The organism is Streptomyces sp. NPDC042371 (assembly GCF_056437465.1).
In genome coordinates, this window is the sequence record NZ_JBWKAP010000006.1 from 322,678 (window position 1) to 339,459 (window position 16,782).

A 16,782-nucleotide genomic window follows, 5' to 3' on the forward strand; every position below is an offset into this window, starting at 1 on the left:
CGCGGAAATCTACGGGAGGCCTTCTAGGAGGCCTCCCGTTTTCACGCGATGACCATGATTAAGTTAGGTTAGCCTTTCCTGAGTAACGCTGGGGGGAGGGGAGTCCATGCTGCCTGGGAACGGGGAGCCGTGGGCCCGACCGCCCTGGCCTTCCGGGCTACCGGGGTGGTCGGCGAGGCCGCCGTGCCCCACGGACCGATCGCCTCGGCCCGCCTCCAACTGCTGCCCGTGAACGTCGGATTCGCCCGCTTTCGGCGAACGCCCCGACGACGCGCGCATCCATGCCGACCGGCGCCACGGCCCCCGTCGCAACCACCGCCCCCGCGTCGACCACGCGGTCGGCGCTCATCCCAGAAGGAGCCATCCCATGGACCAGACCTTGTCGCCCGAGCGCGTCCGCGCCGACATCGCGGAGCTGCTCGACTGCGACCCCAGTGAGATCGCTCCCGACGAGGACCTGTTCGACCTCGGCCTCGACTCGGTGCGGATCATGACCCTGGTCCAGCGCTGGCGCGCCGCGGGGGCGACCACGCTGGAGTTCCCCGACCTGGCCGAGCAGCCCGAACTGGGGCACTGGACGGCACTTCTGACGGAGCGTGCCGCATGACCCGGGTCGACCACCGGCACCGCCACCTGGACCGGATCACCGAGGTTCGCCAGGGCCTGCACGCCGAGAAGGTGGGCTACCCGATCGGCATCAGGGAGGTCGAGGTCGTACGCACGGTCAAGGTCGGCGCCGGACTGCTGCGGCTGACCCTGGGCGGGCCCGGCACCGAGGGGTTCGAGGCGCACGCGCCGGACGAGCACGTGAAGCTCATCTTCCCGGAGCCGGACGGCTCGCTGCGGCTGCCCGAGCGGAACGGGGCGATGCTGCGCTGGCCGCGGCCCGCGCCCACCTCGCGCGAGTACACGGTGCGCCGCTACGACCCCGTCACGGGCGAGATCGACATCGACATCGTCCCGCACGACGGTGGCCTCGCGTCGGACTGGGCGCACGAGGTCGAGCCGGGTGCCGTCGTGCACCTCGCGGGGCCGCCCGGCGGGCTGATCGTCCCGCACACCTACGACCGCTATCTCCTCGCGGGCGACATCACGGCGCTGCCCGCCGTCGCGCGCTGGCTGGAGGAGCTGCCCCGGACCGCGAAGGGCTGGGCGTTCGTCGAAGTGGCCGACGCCGACGAGGAGATCGAGCTCTCCGCGCCCGAGGGCGTGGAGGTGCACTGGCTGCATCGGGGCGGTCTGCCCGCGGGGACGGGCGGCGCGCTGGTGCGGGCCGTGACCGCGGTGACCGTGCCCGAGGGGGAGCGCGTCTACGTCTGGGTCGCCGGTGAGGCCGGGCAGATCAAGCCCCTGCGCCGCTGGGTCCGTGACGAGTTGGGGCTCGGCAAGGCCGACCACGACATCACCGGGTACTGGAAGCGCGGCGTCGCCGACTTCGACGAGGACGACCACTGAACAGCCGGCCGGAAGGGCGCGCGAAATCTTTGCGCGCCCGATTGTCCTGCCGACAAGGTCATCTACTAAGGTGAGCCTTACCTAAGTAACAAGGAGCGAAACATGTCCATACGCAGATCGTCGGGCCTGGTCGGTGCCGTGGCGCTGGCGGTGTTGGTGACCGGGTGCGGATCGTCGGACGGCGGGGCGGACGACTCGGGCAAGGGCAAGAAGCGGGTGTTCGCCGCCGACAACGGCAAGATCACCATCCCGTCCGACCCCAAGCGTGTGGTGGCCACCGGCTACGCCGTCCCGGCCATGATCGAGGGTGGCGCGCCCCTCGTCGGGATCTCCTCGTGGAAGCGGGGCGAGCCGATGATGAGCAAGCAGGACCTCGCCACGTACAAGAAGACGCCCAAGGTGGCGGGCGAGCTGGCGACCGAGACCAACTACGAGGCCATCGCCGAGGCCGAGCCCGACCTGATCGTCATCGGCGTCCCGGCGCCGGTGCTCGGCGACATCGACGTCAAGCGGCTCGAAGGCATCGCCCCGGTCGTCGCCCTCGGCCCCACCGTGCCCGCCGCCTGGCGCAAGCTGACCCACAAGCAGTCCGACGCGGCAGGCGCGCTGAAGAAGTACGACGTCGCGAAGGACAAGTACGAGGCCGAGGCCGCCAAGCTGGCCAAGAAGTACGAGGACGTGCTGCCGAAGCTCAAGCTCGGTCACGTCGGCGCGTACGGCGAGACCGCGAAGGGCACCTTCCAGCGCGAGTTCGGCGATTCGTGGGGCACCAACATCGCCCAGGACATCGGCGCCAAGTACTACGGCAAGGTCAAGAAGCCCGGCCCCGGCTCGAAGTCCGTCAGTGAGTACCCCTCCATCGAGGAGCTCCCGGACGCGCTCGGCAAGGCCGACGCCATCACCTACTCGGTCAACCCCGACGGCAGCATCCCCAAGCCCGTCAAGTACGTCATGGACTCGAAGCTGTGGAAGAACCTGCCCGCCGTCAAGGCAGGCAAGACCTTCCCGCTGCGCTACACCGAGGCCGCGACCTACGGGCAGGCCATGCAGACCCTCGACGCGATCGACACGTCGTTCGCGCCCCTGCTGAAGCGGTGACCGTCGCGGGCCGCGCCTCCGAGGCGGCCGGAACCAGAAAGGCCGTCCCGCAGATCGGCCTGCTCGTCGGCGGCCTCGTGCTGCTTGCCGTCGTCGCCGTGCTCAGCATCGGCATCGGCGCCCGCCCGGTCGCGCCCGGCGAGGTCGTGCGGGCCCTGTTCGACTATCAGGGCACCAACGACGACCACGTGATCGTGCGGGACGTCCGCGCACCGCGTGCGCTGCTCGCCGTCGCGGTGGGCGCCGCCCTCGCGGTGGCGGGCGCCCTCATCCAGACGCTGGCCCGCAATCCCCTCGCGGAACCCGGCATCCTCGGGGTCACCGCGGGCGCCGGGTTCTCCATCACCATCGGCTCGGCGCTCGGGCTGACCGCCCATCAGGCCGGTGAGCTGGGCTTCGCGGTCATCGGATCCGTCGCCGCCGCGCTCCTCGTCGTCGCGGTCGGACGGCACTCGCCGCTGCGCCTGGTGCTCGCGGGCGTCGCCCTGACCGCCGTCCTGAGCGGCGTCGCACTGGGGCTTCGGCTGATGCTCCCCGACACCTTCGACGCGTACCGGTTCTGGTCGGTCGGCTCCCTCGCGGCCCGCGAACAGGCGCCGATGGCCCTGCCGTTGACGGTGATCGCCGTGGCCCTGGCCGGCGCGCTGCTGCTGAGCCGGGCGCTCAACGCCCTGTCGCTCGGCGAGACCGTGGCGCACACGCTGGGCGCGAACGTCGGACGGGTACGGCTCGCCGCACTCGTGCTGATCACCGTGCTCAGCGGGGCGGCGACAGCGGTGGCAGGACCGATCCTGTTCGTAGGTCTCATCGTGCCGCACCTGGTCCGCAGGCCCGCCGGAGGCTCGGTGCCGTGGCTGGTCCTCTACACGATGGTGCTCGGCCCGATCCTGCTCCTCGTCGCCGACATCGGATCGCGCGTGCTACTGCCCACCGGCGAGGTGCCGGTGGCCATCGTGACCGCGTTCCTCGGCGGCCCCATGCTGATCTGGGCCGTGCGCCGCTACGGGGCGGGGTCGCTGTGAACACACTCGTACTGAAAACGCTCGTACCGAAGACCGAACGCCGCACGGTGGTCCTCGTCGTCGTGATGGTCTCCCTGATGCTGGCCCTCGGCCTGCTCGGGCTCTGCTACGGCGCGTCCTGGTCCACCCCCGGCGAGGTGTTCGCCTCGCTGACCGGCACCGACCGCTCCGTGGTCATCTCCGACTGGCGGCTGCCGCGGGTCCTCGCCGGTCTCGTCTTCGGCGCCGCCCTCGGCGTGGCCGGGGCCATCTTCCAGAACCTCACGCGCAACCCGCTGGGCAGCCCGGACGTGATCGGCCTCGACGCGGGCGCCTACACCGGCGCCCTCTTCGCCCTCACCGTCCTGTCGGGCACGTCCGCCCAACTGGCCACCGGCTCGGTGCTCGGCGGACTGATCGTCGCCGGAGTCATCTACCTGCTCTCGTTCGACCGGGGCTTCTCCGGGCTGCGACTCGTGGTGATCGGCATCGCCGTCAACGCGATGGTCACCGCGTTCAACTCGTGGATCGTGCTCCGCGCCGACCTGGAGGTGGCGATCGCCGCGGTCGGCTGGAGCGCGGGCTCGCTCGCCGGAGTCGGCTGGGAGGACCTGGGGATCCCGTTCGCGGTGATCGCCGTGCTCCTCGCCCTGATGGCGTCGCGGGCCCACGCCATGCACCAGGCGTCACTCGGCGACGCGATCGCGGTGACCACCGGCGTCGGTCTCGGCCGACTGCGGCTGCTCATGGTGCTCGTCGGCGTCGGCTGCACCGCCACGGTCACCGCCGTGGCAGGACCCATCGCGTTCATCGCGCTCGCCGCCCCGCAGATCGGCCGCAGGCTCGCGGGCGCGGCCGGTGTGCCGCTGCTCCCTGCCGCACTGACCGGAGCGGTGCTGCTCCAGGGCGCCGATCTGATCGCCCAGATGCTCCTCGCACCCGTCGCCCTGCCGGTCGGCGTGGTGAGCACCGCGATCGGCGGTTGCTACTTGATTTGGCTGCTGACCAAGGAGGTGGGGCGCGCGTGACCGCACGCCTGACCGCGCGGGACATCACCCTGCGCTACGGAGACCGGGTGGTCTCCACACGGCTGAGCCTGGACGTCCCCGACGGCGCGTTCACCGCCATCGTGGGCCCCAACGCCTGTGGAAAATCCACCCTGTTGCGCGCCTTCGTCCGGCTCCTTCGCCCCCACGAAGGACACGTGGAGTTCGACGGCCGCGAGGTCACCGGATATCCGGCGAAGGCCCTGGCCAAGCAGCTCGGCTTCCTGCCGCAGGACCCCCTGGCCCCCGAGGACATCAAGGTCCGCCAACTCGTGGCCAGGGGCCGCTTCCCGCACCAGTCGCTGCTGGCCCTGCGCTCCCCGGACGACGAGGAGGCCATCACCGAGGCGATGGTGGCCGCTGGAGTCGAGGACCTCGGCGACCGCCCGGCGCAGGAGCTGTCCGGCGGCCAGCGGCAGCGCGTGTGGATGGCCATGGTGCTCGCCCAGGAGACGCCCTACCTCCTGCTCGACGAGCCGACGTCCTTCCTTGACATCACCCACCAGTACCAACTGCTCGGCCTGCTCGCCAGGTTGCGCAACGAGGGCCGCACGGTCATCGCCGTCCTGCACGACATCAACCAGGCCTGCCGCTTCGCCGACCACCTCGTCGCCATGAAGGACGGCAGGGTCGTCGCCGAGGGCGACCCCGGGGACATCGTCGACGCCGCGCTGATCAAGGACGTCTTCGACCTGCCGAGCGTCATCGTCCCCGACCCGGTCACCGATACGCCGATGGTCGTCCCCACCCTGCAAGGAGAGTAAGTTGAGCACCGCAAGCGTCTCCTCGGACGGCCTGCTCCACCTGACCAGCGCCCAGCTGGGCATCTGGAACGCGCAGCGCCTCGAACCGGGCTCGCCGTACTACGTGGTCGGCGACGTGGTGGAGATATCCGGCAGCGAACCGGTCGACGTCGACGCGCTCGTCGAGGCCGTCCGGGCGACCACCGAGGAAGCCGAGACGCTGCGGCTGCGCGTGTACGACACCCCGGAAGGGCCGCGCCAGAAGGTCGGTCAGGAGCCGGTCGCCGCACCCGAGGTGGTCGACGTCAGCGGTGACCCCGACCCCGTGGCCGCCGCCCACGCGCTCGTCGACGCCGAACGGGCGCGGACGGGCGCGGCCTGCCGGGGGATGGTGGACCGGCCGCTGTACGCACGGACCGTCATCCGGCTCTCCGACCGCGAGGTCTGGTACACCCAGCTCGGCCACCACCTGGTCTTCGACGGCTACACCGCGGCGATGCTCGCCCGCCGCACCGCCGCCCGCTACACCGCCCTGGTGAACGGCACCGAGCCGCGCAAGTCGACGTTCGGCGGGTTCGCCGCCCTCGTCGCGGCCGACCGGGCCTACCGGGAGAGCGACCGCTTCACCGACGACCGGGCGTACTGGGTCGAGCGGTTCACCCCGCTCCCCGACCTCGGCCGGCTCCCCGACGCGGCGGACGCCGCAGGCGCACCCGACGGCACGCTGACCGCCCGCGCCGCCATCACCCCCGAGGAGACGGCCGCACTCCGCGCGTTCGCCGACGCCGAGGGCGTCACCTGGGGCGAGGCGCTGATCGCCTGCTACGCCGCCTTCCTGCACCGCATGCTGGGCCGCACCGACGTCGTCTTCGCGCTGCCGCTCATGTGCCGGGCGGGCTCGGTCGAGCTGCGCACCCCCGCCATGGCCGTCAACGTGCTGCCGCTGCGGGTCAGCGTGCGACCGGGCGACGGGCTCGGCGAGTTGAGCCGCCGGGTCGCCACCGCCATGAAGGAGATGCGCGACCACCAGCGCTACCGCGGCGAGGACCTGCCGCGCGACCTCGGCGTGCCCGGCGCGGGCGCGCTGCTGCACGGCCGAGGCATCAACCTCAAGGCCTTCGACCTCGCGATCGACTTCGCGGGCGCCAGTGGCGTGATGCGCAACGTCGCGGGCGGCCCGCCGGAGGACATGGGCCTGAGCGTCCTGCCGGCCCGCGACGGCGGGCTGCTGTTCGGTTTCGAGGTCGACGCCAGGTCCAACGACCAGGCGTCCGTGGACGGTCTGCTGTCCGGCCTGCGCGCCCTGCTCGCCGGGCTGATCGGGGGAGTGCCCGTCGGACGGATCCCGCTCGCCGGGAGCACCGAGTACACGGAGCGCCTCCTCGCGTCCTGGTGCCCGCCCGCCCTGCCCGGCGCGCCGGTCGACGTACCCACCGCGTTCGACGCGATGGTCGCCGCCGACCCCGGGCACACGGCCCTGGTGTGCGGCGACGACCGGCTCTCCGCGGCCGACCTGGCCGAACGGGTGCACCGCGTCGCCCGCGCCCTGCGGGCCCGCGGCATCGGCACCGACGACGTCGTGGCGCTTGCGCTGCCCCGCTCCGCCGACTCGGTGGCCGCCCTCCTCGCCGTGCTCGACGCGGGCGCCGCCTTCCTGCCCCTGGACACCGCCCACCCGCCCGAGCGGCTGCGCGGCCTGCTCGACGACACCCGCCCCGCGCTGGTGCTCACCGCCGCCGACGAGGTCGACGGAGTGCCGTGGAGCACGCTGCTCGACGAGGCCGCCGCGCTGTCTGGCGCCCCCCTGACCGCCGACGAACTGGCCGCGCCCCGCCACCCCGAGCACCTCGCCTACGTGATCCACACCTCCGGATCGACCGGCCGCCCCAAGGGCGTGCTCGGCAGGACCGGCGGCCTGGCCGCGCTCCTGCACCACCAGCGCTCGACGGTCGTCGCCGAGGCCGAGGGCGCCGCGGGACGGCAGCTGCACGTCTCCCACACCTACTCGTTCGCCTTCGACTCCGCGTTCGACCACCTGATCTGGCTGCTCTGCGGGCACCAACTGCACGTCTACGACAATGAGACGGCCCGCGACGCCGACGCCCTGCTCGACGCGTACGCCCGCGACGCCATCGACATCGTCGACACCACGCCGTCGATGGCGGCGCCGCTCGTCGACGGCGGCCTCCTCGACCGCAGGCCGACGCTCCTCGTCCTCGGCGGCGAAGCCACCCCGCCCGCGCTGTGGCGGCGGGTCGCCGCGTCCGGCATCACCGCACGCAACATGTACGGCCCGACCGAGGCCACCGTGGACGCCACCACCGCCCGGATCGACGGCGGCGCCCCGACGATCGGCCACCCGCTCGCGGGCACCCGCAGCTACGTCCTGGACAGCGCGCTGCAGCCCGTGTCGCACGGCAGGACGGGCGAGCTGTACCTGGCGGGGCCGCACCTGGCCCGCGGCTACCTCGACAGGCCGGGGGCGACCGCGGACCGGTTCGTCGCCGACCCCTTCGGCCCGGCGGGCGCGCGCATGTACCGCACCGGCGACCTGGCCCGCTGGGTGCCGGGCCGCGGCCTGGAGTACCTGGGCCGCGGCGACGGACAGGTCAAGATCCGTGGCCACCGCGTGGAGACGGGCGAGGTCGAGGCCGCGCTCGGCGCGGTGCCCGGCGTCACCACGGCCGCCGCCACCGTGCGCTCGAACCGGCTCATCGGCTACGTCGTGGCCACCTCCGTCACCGGCGAGGAGGTGCGCGCCCAGCTCGCCGCGCGGCTGCCCGAGCACATGGTGCCCGCGGCCGTCGTCGTCCTCGACGAGCTGCCCGTCACGACCAACGGCAAGCTCGACCGCGCCGCCCTGCCCGCGCCCGCCTCCTCCGGCGGCGGCCGCGAGCCGCGCACGGAGCACGAGCGGCTGCTGTGCGCGGTCCTCGCCGACGTGTTCGAGGTCGAACGGGTCGGTGTCGACGACGACTTCTTCTCCCTCGGCGGCGACAGCATCACCGCGATCACCATCAGCAGCCGTCTGCGGGCGAAGGGCCTCGAACTGCGGCCGCGGGACCTCCTCGCCCGCCGCAGCTTCGCCGCGCTCGCCGCCTCCGCCACCCTCGTGGCGGACGTCGCGGGTCCGGTGGACGAGCCGACCGGGTCCGTGCCCGCTCCGCCGATCGTGCGCGGCCTCCTCGACCCGCACCCGGACGTGGACGTCGTCGCCGGGTACGCCCAGTGGACCGCGCTGCACGTCGAAGAGCTCACCCACGGCGACCTGGTGGCGGGCGTCCAGGCGGTGCTCGACCACCACGACGCGCTGCGGCTGCGCGCGGACGACGGCCTGGAGGTGCTGCCCCGCGGCGCGGTACGGGCCGTGGTCGACGAGGCCCACGGCGAGGACGTCACCGCACTCGCCGAGCGCCTCGCCGGACAACTCGACCCGAGCTCCGGCGACTTGGTGCGCGCCGCCCTGCTCCGTACCGGCGACGACACCTCGGACCGGCTGGTCGTCGTCGTACACCACCTCGCCATGGACGGCGTGTCCTGGCGCATCCTCCTGCCCGACCTGCACGCCGCCTGCACCGGCGCCGCCCTCGAACCGGCCGGGGCGTCCTGGCGCCGCCACGCGACGCTCCTCGCCGAACAGGGCGCATCGGGCGCCCGCCGCGGCGAACTCGACCACTGGCGCACCGCGCTCGGCTCCGCGTCCCGGCTCGGCGCCCGCCCCCTCGACCAGCGACGGGACACGGTCTCCACCGCCCGCCGGTCCGTCACCGTGGCCTCGCCCGAGGTCACCGATGCGCTGCTGACCACGCTGCCCGCGGCTTACCGCGCGGGCGTCGACGAGGTGCTGCTCGCCGCCCTGGTGCTCACCCTGCGCGCCTGGGGTCCGGTGGACGACGCGGTGACCGTCACGATGGAGGGCCACGGCCGCGAACACCTCGACCTGTCCCGTACGGTCGGCTGGTTCACCAGCGAGTACCCGGTCCGCGTTCCCCTGGCCGACGGCGTGGGACCGGTGCTGCGCGCGGCTAAGGAGGCCAGGCGCGGGGTCCCCGACGGCGGTGTCGGATACGGCGTCCTGCGCCACCTCGACCCGGAGACACGCCCCGAGTTGGGCGCCGCCCCGCCCCCGGACGTCCTGCTGAACTACCTGGGCCGCTTCTCCTCGCTGCCCGGCACCGGCTGGCGCCTGCCCGAGCGTGACGCCTTCTCCGTGATCGAGCCCGGCGCCAAGGCGCTCGAACAGGTCCTCGCCCTCAACTGCTTCGTCCACGAGGAGGGCGCGCCCCGGCTCGCCGTCGAGTGGACGGCCGCGTCCGAGGTGCTCGGCGCCGAGGCGGTCGCGGGGCTGCAGCAGGCCTGGGCCGCCGCGCTGGACGCGCTGGCCGAGCACGCGCTCCACACCCCCGGCGGGCTCACCCCGTCCGACCTGCCGCTCGTCGACCTGGACCAGAGCGCCATCGACGTACTCGAACGCACCGGCCGCATCGCCGACGTGCTGCCCGCCACGCCGCTGCAGGTCGGCCTCTCCTTCCACACGCTGGTCCGCGACGACCAGGACGCCGACGTCTACGTCGTGCAGGCCGTGACGACGCTGGTCGGCGAGGTGCGCCCGGAGCGGATGGCCGAGGCCGCACGCGAACTGCTGCGCCGCCACCCCGCGTTGCGCGTGTACCTCGGCACGGCGGGCGACGACGTGGTGCAGGTGATCCCCGCCGACGTATCCCTGGACTGGCGGGAGGACGACCGGTTCCCCGAGGCCGCCCGCGCCGATCTGGAGCGCCCCTTCGACCCGGCCCGGCCACCGCTGATCCGCTTCCTGCTGTCCCGCGTCGGGCCCGACGAGCACAAGCTGGTGATCACGAACCACCACGCGCTGCTCGACGGCTGGTCGATGCCGCTGGTCGGCCGCACCCTCCTCGCGCTCTATGCCGAGCTGGGCGGCGGCCCCGCCGCGCCCGTCGCCCCGCCGCTGTCGGAGTACTTCCGGTGGCTCGCGGACCGCGACCACGAGGTGTCGGTCGGCGCCTGGCGGGACGCGCTCGCCGGAGTCGACGACGCCACGCGCCTCGCTCCCGCGAGCACCGAGACCGGCGTCGAGCGGCCGGGACGCGAAACCGTCACGCTGGGCCGCGAGTTCAGCGACCGGCTCCGCGGATTCGCCCGCGAACAGGGCGTCACCCTGACCACGGTCCTCCAGACCGCGTGGGGCCTGCTCCTGGGCAAGCTCACCGGGCGCCGCGACGTCGTGTTCGGCTGCCCCGTGTCCGGGCGGCCCGCCGAGGTCGACGGCGTGGAGTCGATGATCGGCCAGCTCGGCACCACCATCCCGGTGCGCGTGCGGCACACCCAGGACCAGACCGCACGCGACCTCATGGCCCACGTGCACGCCGAAAGCGTCGCGCTCGCCGAGCACCACCACGTCGGCCTGCCCGAGATCCAGCGGGCGGTCGGCGTCGGCGAACTCTTCGACACCATGCTGGTGATGGAGAACTTCCCGCTGTCCAGCAGGAAGCGCACCCCGCTCGCCCCCGGGCTCGACCTGACCGGCGTGGACATCACCGACGCCACGCACTACGCGCTGACCGTCATCGTCATCCCCGACGAAGAGATCACCATCGGCCTCGGCTACCAGCCGCGCGCCTTCGACGAGAACACCGTGCGCGACTACGGCCGTTGGCTGCACAACCTCCTGAGGGAGATCGTCGCCGACCCGGCACGCCCCGCACTGGGGCTGCCCGCGCTCGACCCCGACGAGCGCGAGCGGATCCTGCGCACCGGCACCCGGATCGTCCCCGCCAAGGCCCGCGGCCACTGGCTCGACGAGTTCGCCGCCTGGGTGGACCGCAAGCCCGACGCAGAGGCCCTGGTCTGCCGCGACCGCAGCCTCAGTTACGCCGATCTCGACCGGGAGGCCAACCGCCTCGCCCACGCGCTGATCGCGCGCGGCGTCCGGCCGCAGGACCCGGTCGCGGTGCTGCTCGGACGTGACATCGAGATGACCGTGGCGCTGTTCGGCGTGGTCAAGGCGGGCGCGGTGTACGTGCCGATGGACGCGAGCTACCCGCGCGAGCGGCTCGCGTACATGTTCGACGACATCGCTCCGGCCGCCGTCGTGTCGACCGGCGCCGACCTGCCCGTCGACCGCGACGTCCCCGTCCTGCGCCTCGACGACCCGGCCACGCTCGCCGCCGCATCTGACACCGACCCGACCGTGGCCCGCGCCCGGCTCACCGAGGACGCCCTCGCGTACGTCATCTACACCTCGGGAACCACCGGCCGCCCCAAGGGCGTCGGCGTGACCCACCGCGGCGTGCCCGACCTGATCGCGCTGCAGGAGGAGGTCGTCGGCGTCACCGAGCACGACCGGTACCTGCACTTCGCGTCGACCGGCTTCGACGTCGCGTTCTGGCAGACCATGGTGCCGCTGCTGTCCGGCGGCACCTCCGTGATCGCGCCCGAGGAGGTGCGCGTCCCCGGCGACGAACTGCTCGACTACATCGTCGAGCACCGGGTGACGGGCGTGAACCTGCTGCCGTCGTTCCTCGCCGCGATGCCCGACGACCGCACCGTCCACCCCGACGTGTTCTTCGTCGTCGGCGCCGAGCGCCTCGACCCCGAACTGGCGCGGCGCTGGGGCCGGGGCCGCCGGGCGCTCTTCAACGCCTACGGTCCGACCGAGGTCACCATCAACTCCGTGACCTGGCACTACGACCCGGACGACGAAGGTCCGCTGCCGATCGGCCTGCCCGACCCCAACGTCCGGGCCTACGTCCTCGACGGCGGACTCCAGCCGACCGGCGTCGGCGTGACCGGCGAGCTGTACCTCGGGGGACCGAGCCTGGCCCGCGGCTACCTGGGCCGCCCAGGCCTCACCTCCGAGCGGTTCGTCGCCGACCCGTTCGGCCCGCCCGGCGAGCGCATGTACCGTACCGGCGACCTGGTGCGGTGGCGGTCCGACGGCCAGTTGGTGTTCCTGGGTCGCGTCGACCACCAGGTCAAGGTCCGCGGCTTCCGGGTCGAGCTCGGCGAGATCGAGTCCACCCTGACCGGCCACCCCGACGTCCGCGCCTGCGCCGTGATCGTGCGCGAAGGACGCCTCGTCGCCTATGTCATCCCGAGCGACGACGCCGACCTGGACACCACGCGCGTACGGGAGTTCCTGGCCGGGGAGCTGCCCGACCACATGGTGCCGACCGCGCTCGTGCCCATCGACCGGCTGCCGCTGAGCCCCAGCGGCAAGCTCGACCCCACCGCGCTGCCCGCCCCCGAGACCGTGGCCGCCGCACGGCGCGAACCCGCCACCGAGGCCGAAGCCGTGCTCCTCGGCGTCTTCCGGGACGTCCTCGGCACCGACGCCATCGGCCCCGACGACGACTTCTTCGCCATCGGCGGAGACAGCATCGTGTCGCTGCAGGTCGTCTCACGGGCCCGGCGCCAGGGCCTCTGCCTCACCGCACGGGACGTGTTCGAGGGAGCGACGGTCGCGGGCATCGCGGCCCGCGCCCGCGCCCTCGGCGGTGACGAGGCACCCGCGACCGGCGACGCGCCGCTCACCCCGATCATGCGCGACCTGCTGCGCCGCGCGGGCACCGCCGCCGACGGCTTCTGCCAGTGGGTGGAGATCTGCGTCCCGCCGGGCGGCGACGCGGCGGCCTGGCAGGCCGTGCTCGACGCGCTCCTGGCCCGGCACGACGTGCTGCGGGCCCGCCTGGGCGACGACGTGCTGCGCATCCCGCCGGTCGGCGCGGTCACCGGCGCCGAGATCCTGACCGTCGTCCGCGCGACGGACGACGACCTGCGGCCCCTGATCGACTCCCTCGTCGCCGGGATCCGCGACGCCATGGACCCGCGCACCGGCCCGCTGCTGCGCGCCGTGTGGGTGGACGCAGGGCCCGAACGGCCGGGCAGGCTCGTCCTGATCGCCCACCACCTGGTTGTCGACGGCGTCTCCTGGCGCGTCCTCCTTGACGACGTGGAACACGCCCACTCCGGCGGCGACCTCGCCCGCCACGGCCAGTCCTTCCTCGGCTGGGCGCAGTCGCTGCGCGAGGCCGACCGGCGGGCCGAACTCCCGCACTGGCAGCGGACGATCACCCCCACCCCGGCACTCGCCGCACCGCTCGACCCCACAAGGGACACCGTGGCCACCGCGCGGCACCACGAGATCCACCTCGACCCCGACACGACCCGCGCCCTCATCACCACCCTGCCCGCCGCCTACCGCAGCACCCCGGACGCCGTGCTGCTCACGGCGCTCGCCCGGGCCGTACAGGCCTGGCGCGGGGCCCAGGCGGTGCTGGTCGCGCTGGAGAGCCACGGCCGCCCGCAGCACGTGGACCTCTCCCAGACCGTCGGCTGGTGCACCGCCGTGCACCCCGTGCGACTCGACGCGGGCGACGACGTACAGGCGGTCAGGGAGCGGCTGCGCGCCCAGGGCGACGGCCTCGGACACGGCATCCTCACCTCGGCCGGTCTCCTCGACCCCGTGACACCGGAGATCGCCTGGAACTACCTCGGCCAGTTCCCCGGCGCCCCCACCGACGAGACGCCGTGGCAGCCGTCCCCGGACGCCGACCCGCTCGGCTCGGGCGGCACCGACACCCTGCCCCTGCCGCACAGCCTGATGGTCAACGCCCTGGTACGCGACGACGCGCTCGGCGTGCGGATCACCTGGCCCGCCGCCCTGTTCACCGCAGCAGAGGCGGCGGAGCTGGCCGAGTGCCTGCGCACCGCACTGCTGCAACTCGCCGCCGCGCCGGAGATCAGCGCGCTCGACAGCGGCAGGCCGACCGCCGAGATCCAGCCGCTGACCCCGCTGCAGGAAGTGATGCTGCGGCACTCGCGCACCGAGCGGCCCGACCCGTACACCGTGCAGTCGACGTTCACCCTCGAAGGACCGCTGGACACCGACGCCCTGCGCGCCGCGGGCGCCGACCTGATGGCCAGGCACCCCAACCTCGGCGCCGTGTTCCCCGCCGACCTGGCGGTGCTCCCCAAGTCGCCCCGGCCGGAGTTCCGGGTGGTCGAGGGACCGGCCGACGAGGCCCTCGCGGCCGACCTGGCCGAGCCGTTCGACCTCGCGGAAGGGCCGCTCCTGCGCCTGACCGTGATCCGTGATGGCGCGGAGCGGTGTCACCTGGTCATGACCAGCCACCACGTGCTCTCCGACGGCTGGTCGGCACCGCGCATCCTCACCGAACTGTTCGACCTCTACACGGCCCGCACCCGCGGCGTCGCCCCCGACCTGCCCGCCCCCGTCCCGTTCGGCGACTACCTGCGCTGGCGCGCCGACCACGAACCGGACCTCGACCTCTGGGCCACCGAACTGGACGGCCTGCCCGAGGGCGACTACCTGAGCGGCGGCGAACCCGGCCCGGCCTGGCAGGAACCCACCCTCATCACCTTCGACGCGGAGCTGGTGGCCGGACTCACCCGCCTCGCCGCGCGCCGCGGCCTGACCCGCAACACGCTGGTGCAGGGTGCGTGGTCGGTGCTGCTCGCGCGGCGCTCCGGCCGCGCGGACGTCTGCTTCGGCGCCATGGTCGCCTGCCGCCCACCGGAGCTGGAAGGCGTCGAGGAGATCGTCGGCCTCCTCGCCAACACGGTTCCGGTGCGCGCACGGCTCGCGGGCACGCTCGCCGACACGCTCGCCGCTCTGCAGGCCGGGCAGCGGGCGCTGGTCGAGCACCACCACATCGCCCTCTCCGACCTGGAAAGGGCGACCGGGCGGCGCTGGCTCTTCGACAGCCTGGTGGTCTTCGAGAACTACCCGGTCGACCCGGACCGCCTGCGCGAACCGGCCCCCGGGCTCACGGTCGTCGGCACCCGCTTCCGCGAGTCCACGCACCACCCGGTGACCCTGACGGTCATGCCGGACGGCGACGGCTGGACCGGCGTGCTCGCGCACCGCGCCGGAGTGCGCGCCGACGGTCTCGCCGAGGAACTGCTCGACCTGCTCCGCACCCTGGACGCGCACCTCGACCACGACGTCCGCGATCTCCTGGAGGGCCGATGACACGCGCTCCCGAAGAACCGACGACCGAGACGGCCGCGCCACCCGAGGACCGGGTGGACGGAAACCTGCTGCGCATCGCGTTCATCCTGGTCCTCGGCACCTTCATGGCCACGCTGGACGCCACGATCGTCAGCGTCGGCATCGACCGCCTCGCCGGTGAGTTCGACGCGTCCGTCGCCGACATCCAGTGGGTCAGCACCGCCTATCTGCTGGCCGTCGTCGCGGCCGTCCCCGCGTCCGGCTGGCTGGCCGACCGCTTCGGCGGGCGGCGCACCTGGCTCGCCGCCGTGGGTGTGTTCCTGCTCGGCTCGATCCTGTGCGCGCTGGCCTGGTCGGCGACCAGCCTGATCGTGTTCCGGGTGGTCCAGGGGCTCGGCGGCGGGCTGCTGCCCGCGACCGGGCAGGCGCTGCTCGCCCGCATCGCGGGACGCAACCGCACCGGCCGGGTGATCAGCGTCGTCGCCGTGGTCCCGCTGCTTTCGCCGGTGTTCGGGCCGCTGCTCGGCGGCACCATCCTCAGCGTGGCGTCCTGGCCGTGGCTGTTCCTGGTCAACCTGCCGATCGGCGCGGTCGCGGCCCTGCTCGCCCGCCGCTACGTGCCCGCGGTGCCGCCCGCGGCCCGGCGCACGGCATTCGACCTGCGGGGAGCCGTGCTGCTCTCGCCCGGTCTCGCCGTGCTGGTGTACGGGCTGACCGAGGTCGCCCACGGCCGCACCCTCCCCGCGGCGCTCGGCGTGACGGCGGGCCTCGCGATGCTGGTGGGGTTCACCGTGCACGGGCTGCGCACCCGCGGCACCCCGCTGGTCGACCCGAGGCTGTTCACCCGGCCGCCCTTCGGGGCCGCGGCCCTCGCGCTGCTCGTCCTCGGCGCGTCGGTCTTCGGCACGACGTTCCTGCTGCCGCTGTACTTCCAGACCGGCCGCGGCCTCTCGGCCTGGGAGGCCGGGCTGCTGCTCGCCCCCCAGGGCCTCGGCGCGGCGGCCGGATCGGTGCTGGTCAACCGCACCATCGACAAGATCGCGCCACGGACGCTGGTGGTCGCGGGCATCGTGCTGATCCTCGCGGGCACGGTCCCGTTCACCCAGCTGGGCCACGAACCTCCGGACGCGGTGATCATCGCGGCGCTCGCGGTCCGCGGCATCGGGATGGCGATGATCGGCGCGCCCGTGATGAACATCGTCTACAGCCGCATCGAGCCCGAACACCTCCCGCGCGCGTCGGGGGCGCTCAACCTGCTCAACACCGTGGGCGGTTCGGTCGGCACGGCCGCCCTCGCGGTCGTCCTGGAGAACCGGCTCTCGGCCCGGGGCACGGACATCTCCTCGGCGTTCGCCGACACCTTCTGGTGGGTCCTCGGCTTCTGTCTGCTCGCGGCCGCGGGGGCGACGAGGCTGCCGAGGACCCAGGTCAGAAGGTGAACAGGG

The 16,782-nt window shown here is 73.4% G+C and carries 8 protein-coding genes; all 8 read left to right on the forward strand.

Going from position 1 to position 16,782, the window contains the following annotated elements; all coding sequences use genetic code 11:
* Window positions 1-367: 367 nt before the first annotated feature.
* Window positions 368-607, forward strand: coding sequence for a phosphopantetheine-binding protein (locus AC068B_RS20555; protein ID WP_356253250.1), 240 nt, complete (start codon window positions 368-370; stop codon window positions 605-607).
* Window positions 604-1,455 carry a siderophore-interacting protein gene (locus AC068B_RS20560; protein WP_478673058.1) on the forward strand — a complete coding sequence of 284 codons (852 nt, stop codon included), beginning with the start codon at window positions 604-606 and terminating at the stop codon, window positions 1,453-1,455. The genes AC068B_RS20555 and AC068B_RS20560 overlap by 4 nt, the downstream gene beginning before the upstream one ends.
* A 102-nt stretch (window positions 1,456-1,557) precedes the next feature.
* On the forward strand, window positions 1,558-2,553 hold the full coding sequence (locus AC068B_RS20565) for an ABC transporter substrate-binding protein (protein WP_478673060.1): 996 nt from the start codon (window positions 1,558-1,560) through the stop codon (window positions 2,551-2,553).
* Window positions 2,550-3,575: a FecCD family ABC transporter permease gene (locus AC068B_RS20570; RefSeq protein ID WP_478673061.1), complete on the forward strand. Its 1,026-nt coding sequence runs from the start codon at window positions 2,550-2,552 to the stop codon at window positions 3,573-3,575. Before AC068B_RS20565 ends, AC068B_RS20570 begins: the two co-directional genes overlap by 4 nt.
* Before the next feature lie 65 nt (window positions 3,576-3,640).
* Window positions 3,641-4,582, forward strand: a complete 942-nt coding sequence (locus AC068B_RS20575; protein ID WP_356254266.1) for a FecCD family ABC transporter permease — start codon at window positions 3,641-3,643, stop codon at window positions 4,580-4,582.
* The gene (locus AC068B_RS20580; RefSeq protein ID WP_478673062.1) at window positions 4,579-5,364 is read left to right on the forward strand and encodes an ABC transporter ATP-binding protein; all 786 of its coding nucleotides are present in this window, start codon (window positions 4,579-4,581) and stop codon (window positions 5,362-5,364) included. Before AC068B_RS20575 ends, AC068B_RS20580 begins: the two co-directional genes overlap by 4 nt.
* Window position 5,365: 1 nt before the next feature.
* Complete coding sequence (locus tag AC068B_RS20585) at window positions 5,366-15,358, forward strand: amino acid adenylation domain-containing protein (protein ID WP_478673063.1); 9,993 nt, start codon at window positions 5,366-5,368, stop codon at window positions 15,356-15,358.
* Window positions 15,355-16,776, forward strand: coding sequence for an MDR family MFS transporter (locus tag AC068B_RS20590; protein ID WP_478673064.1), 1,422 nt, complete (start codon window positions 15,355-15,357; stop codon window positions 16,774-16,776). The genes AC068B_RS20585 and AC068B_RS20590 overlap by 4 nt, the downstream gene beginning before the upstream one ends.
* Window positions 16,777-16,782 lie beyond the last annotated feature (6 nt).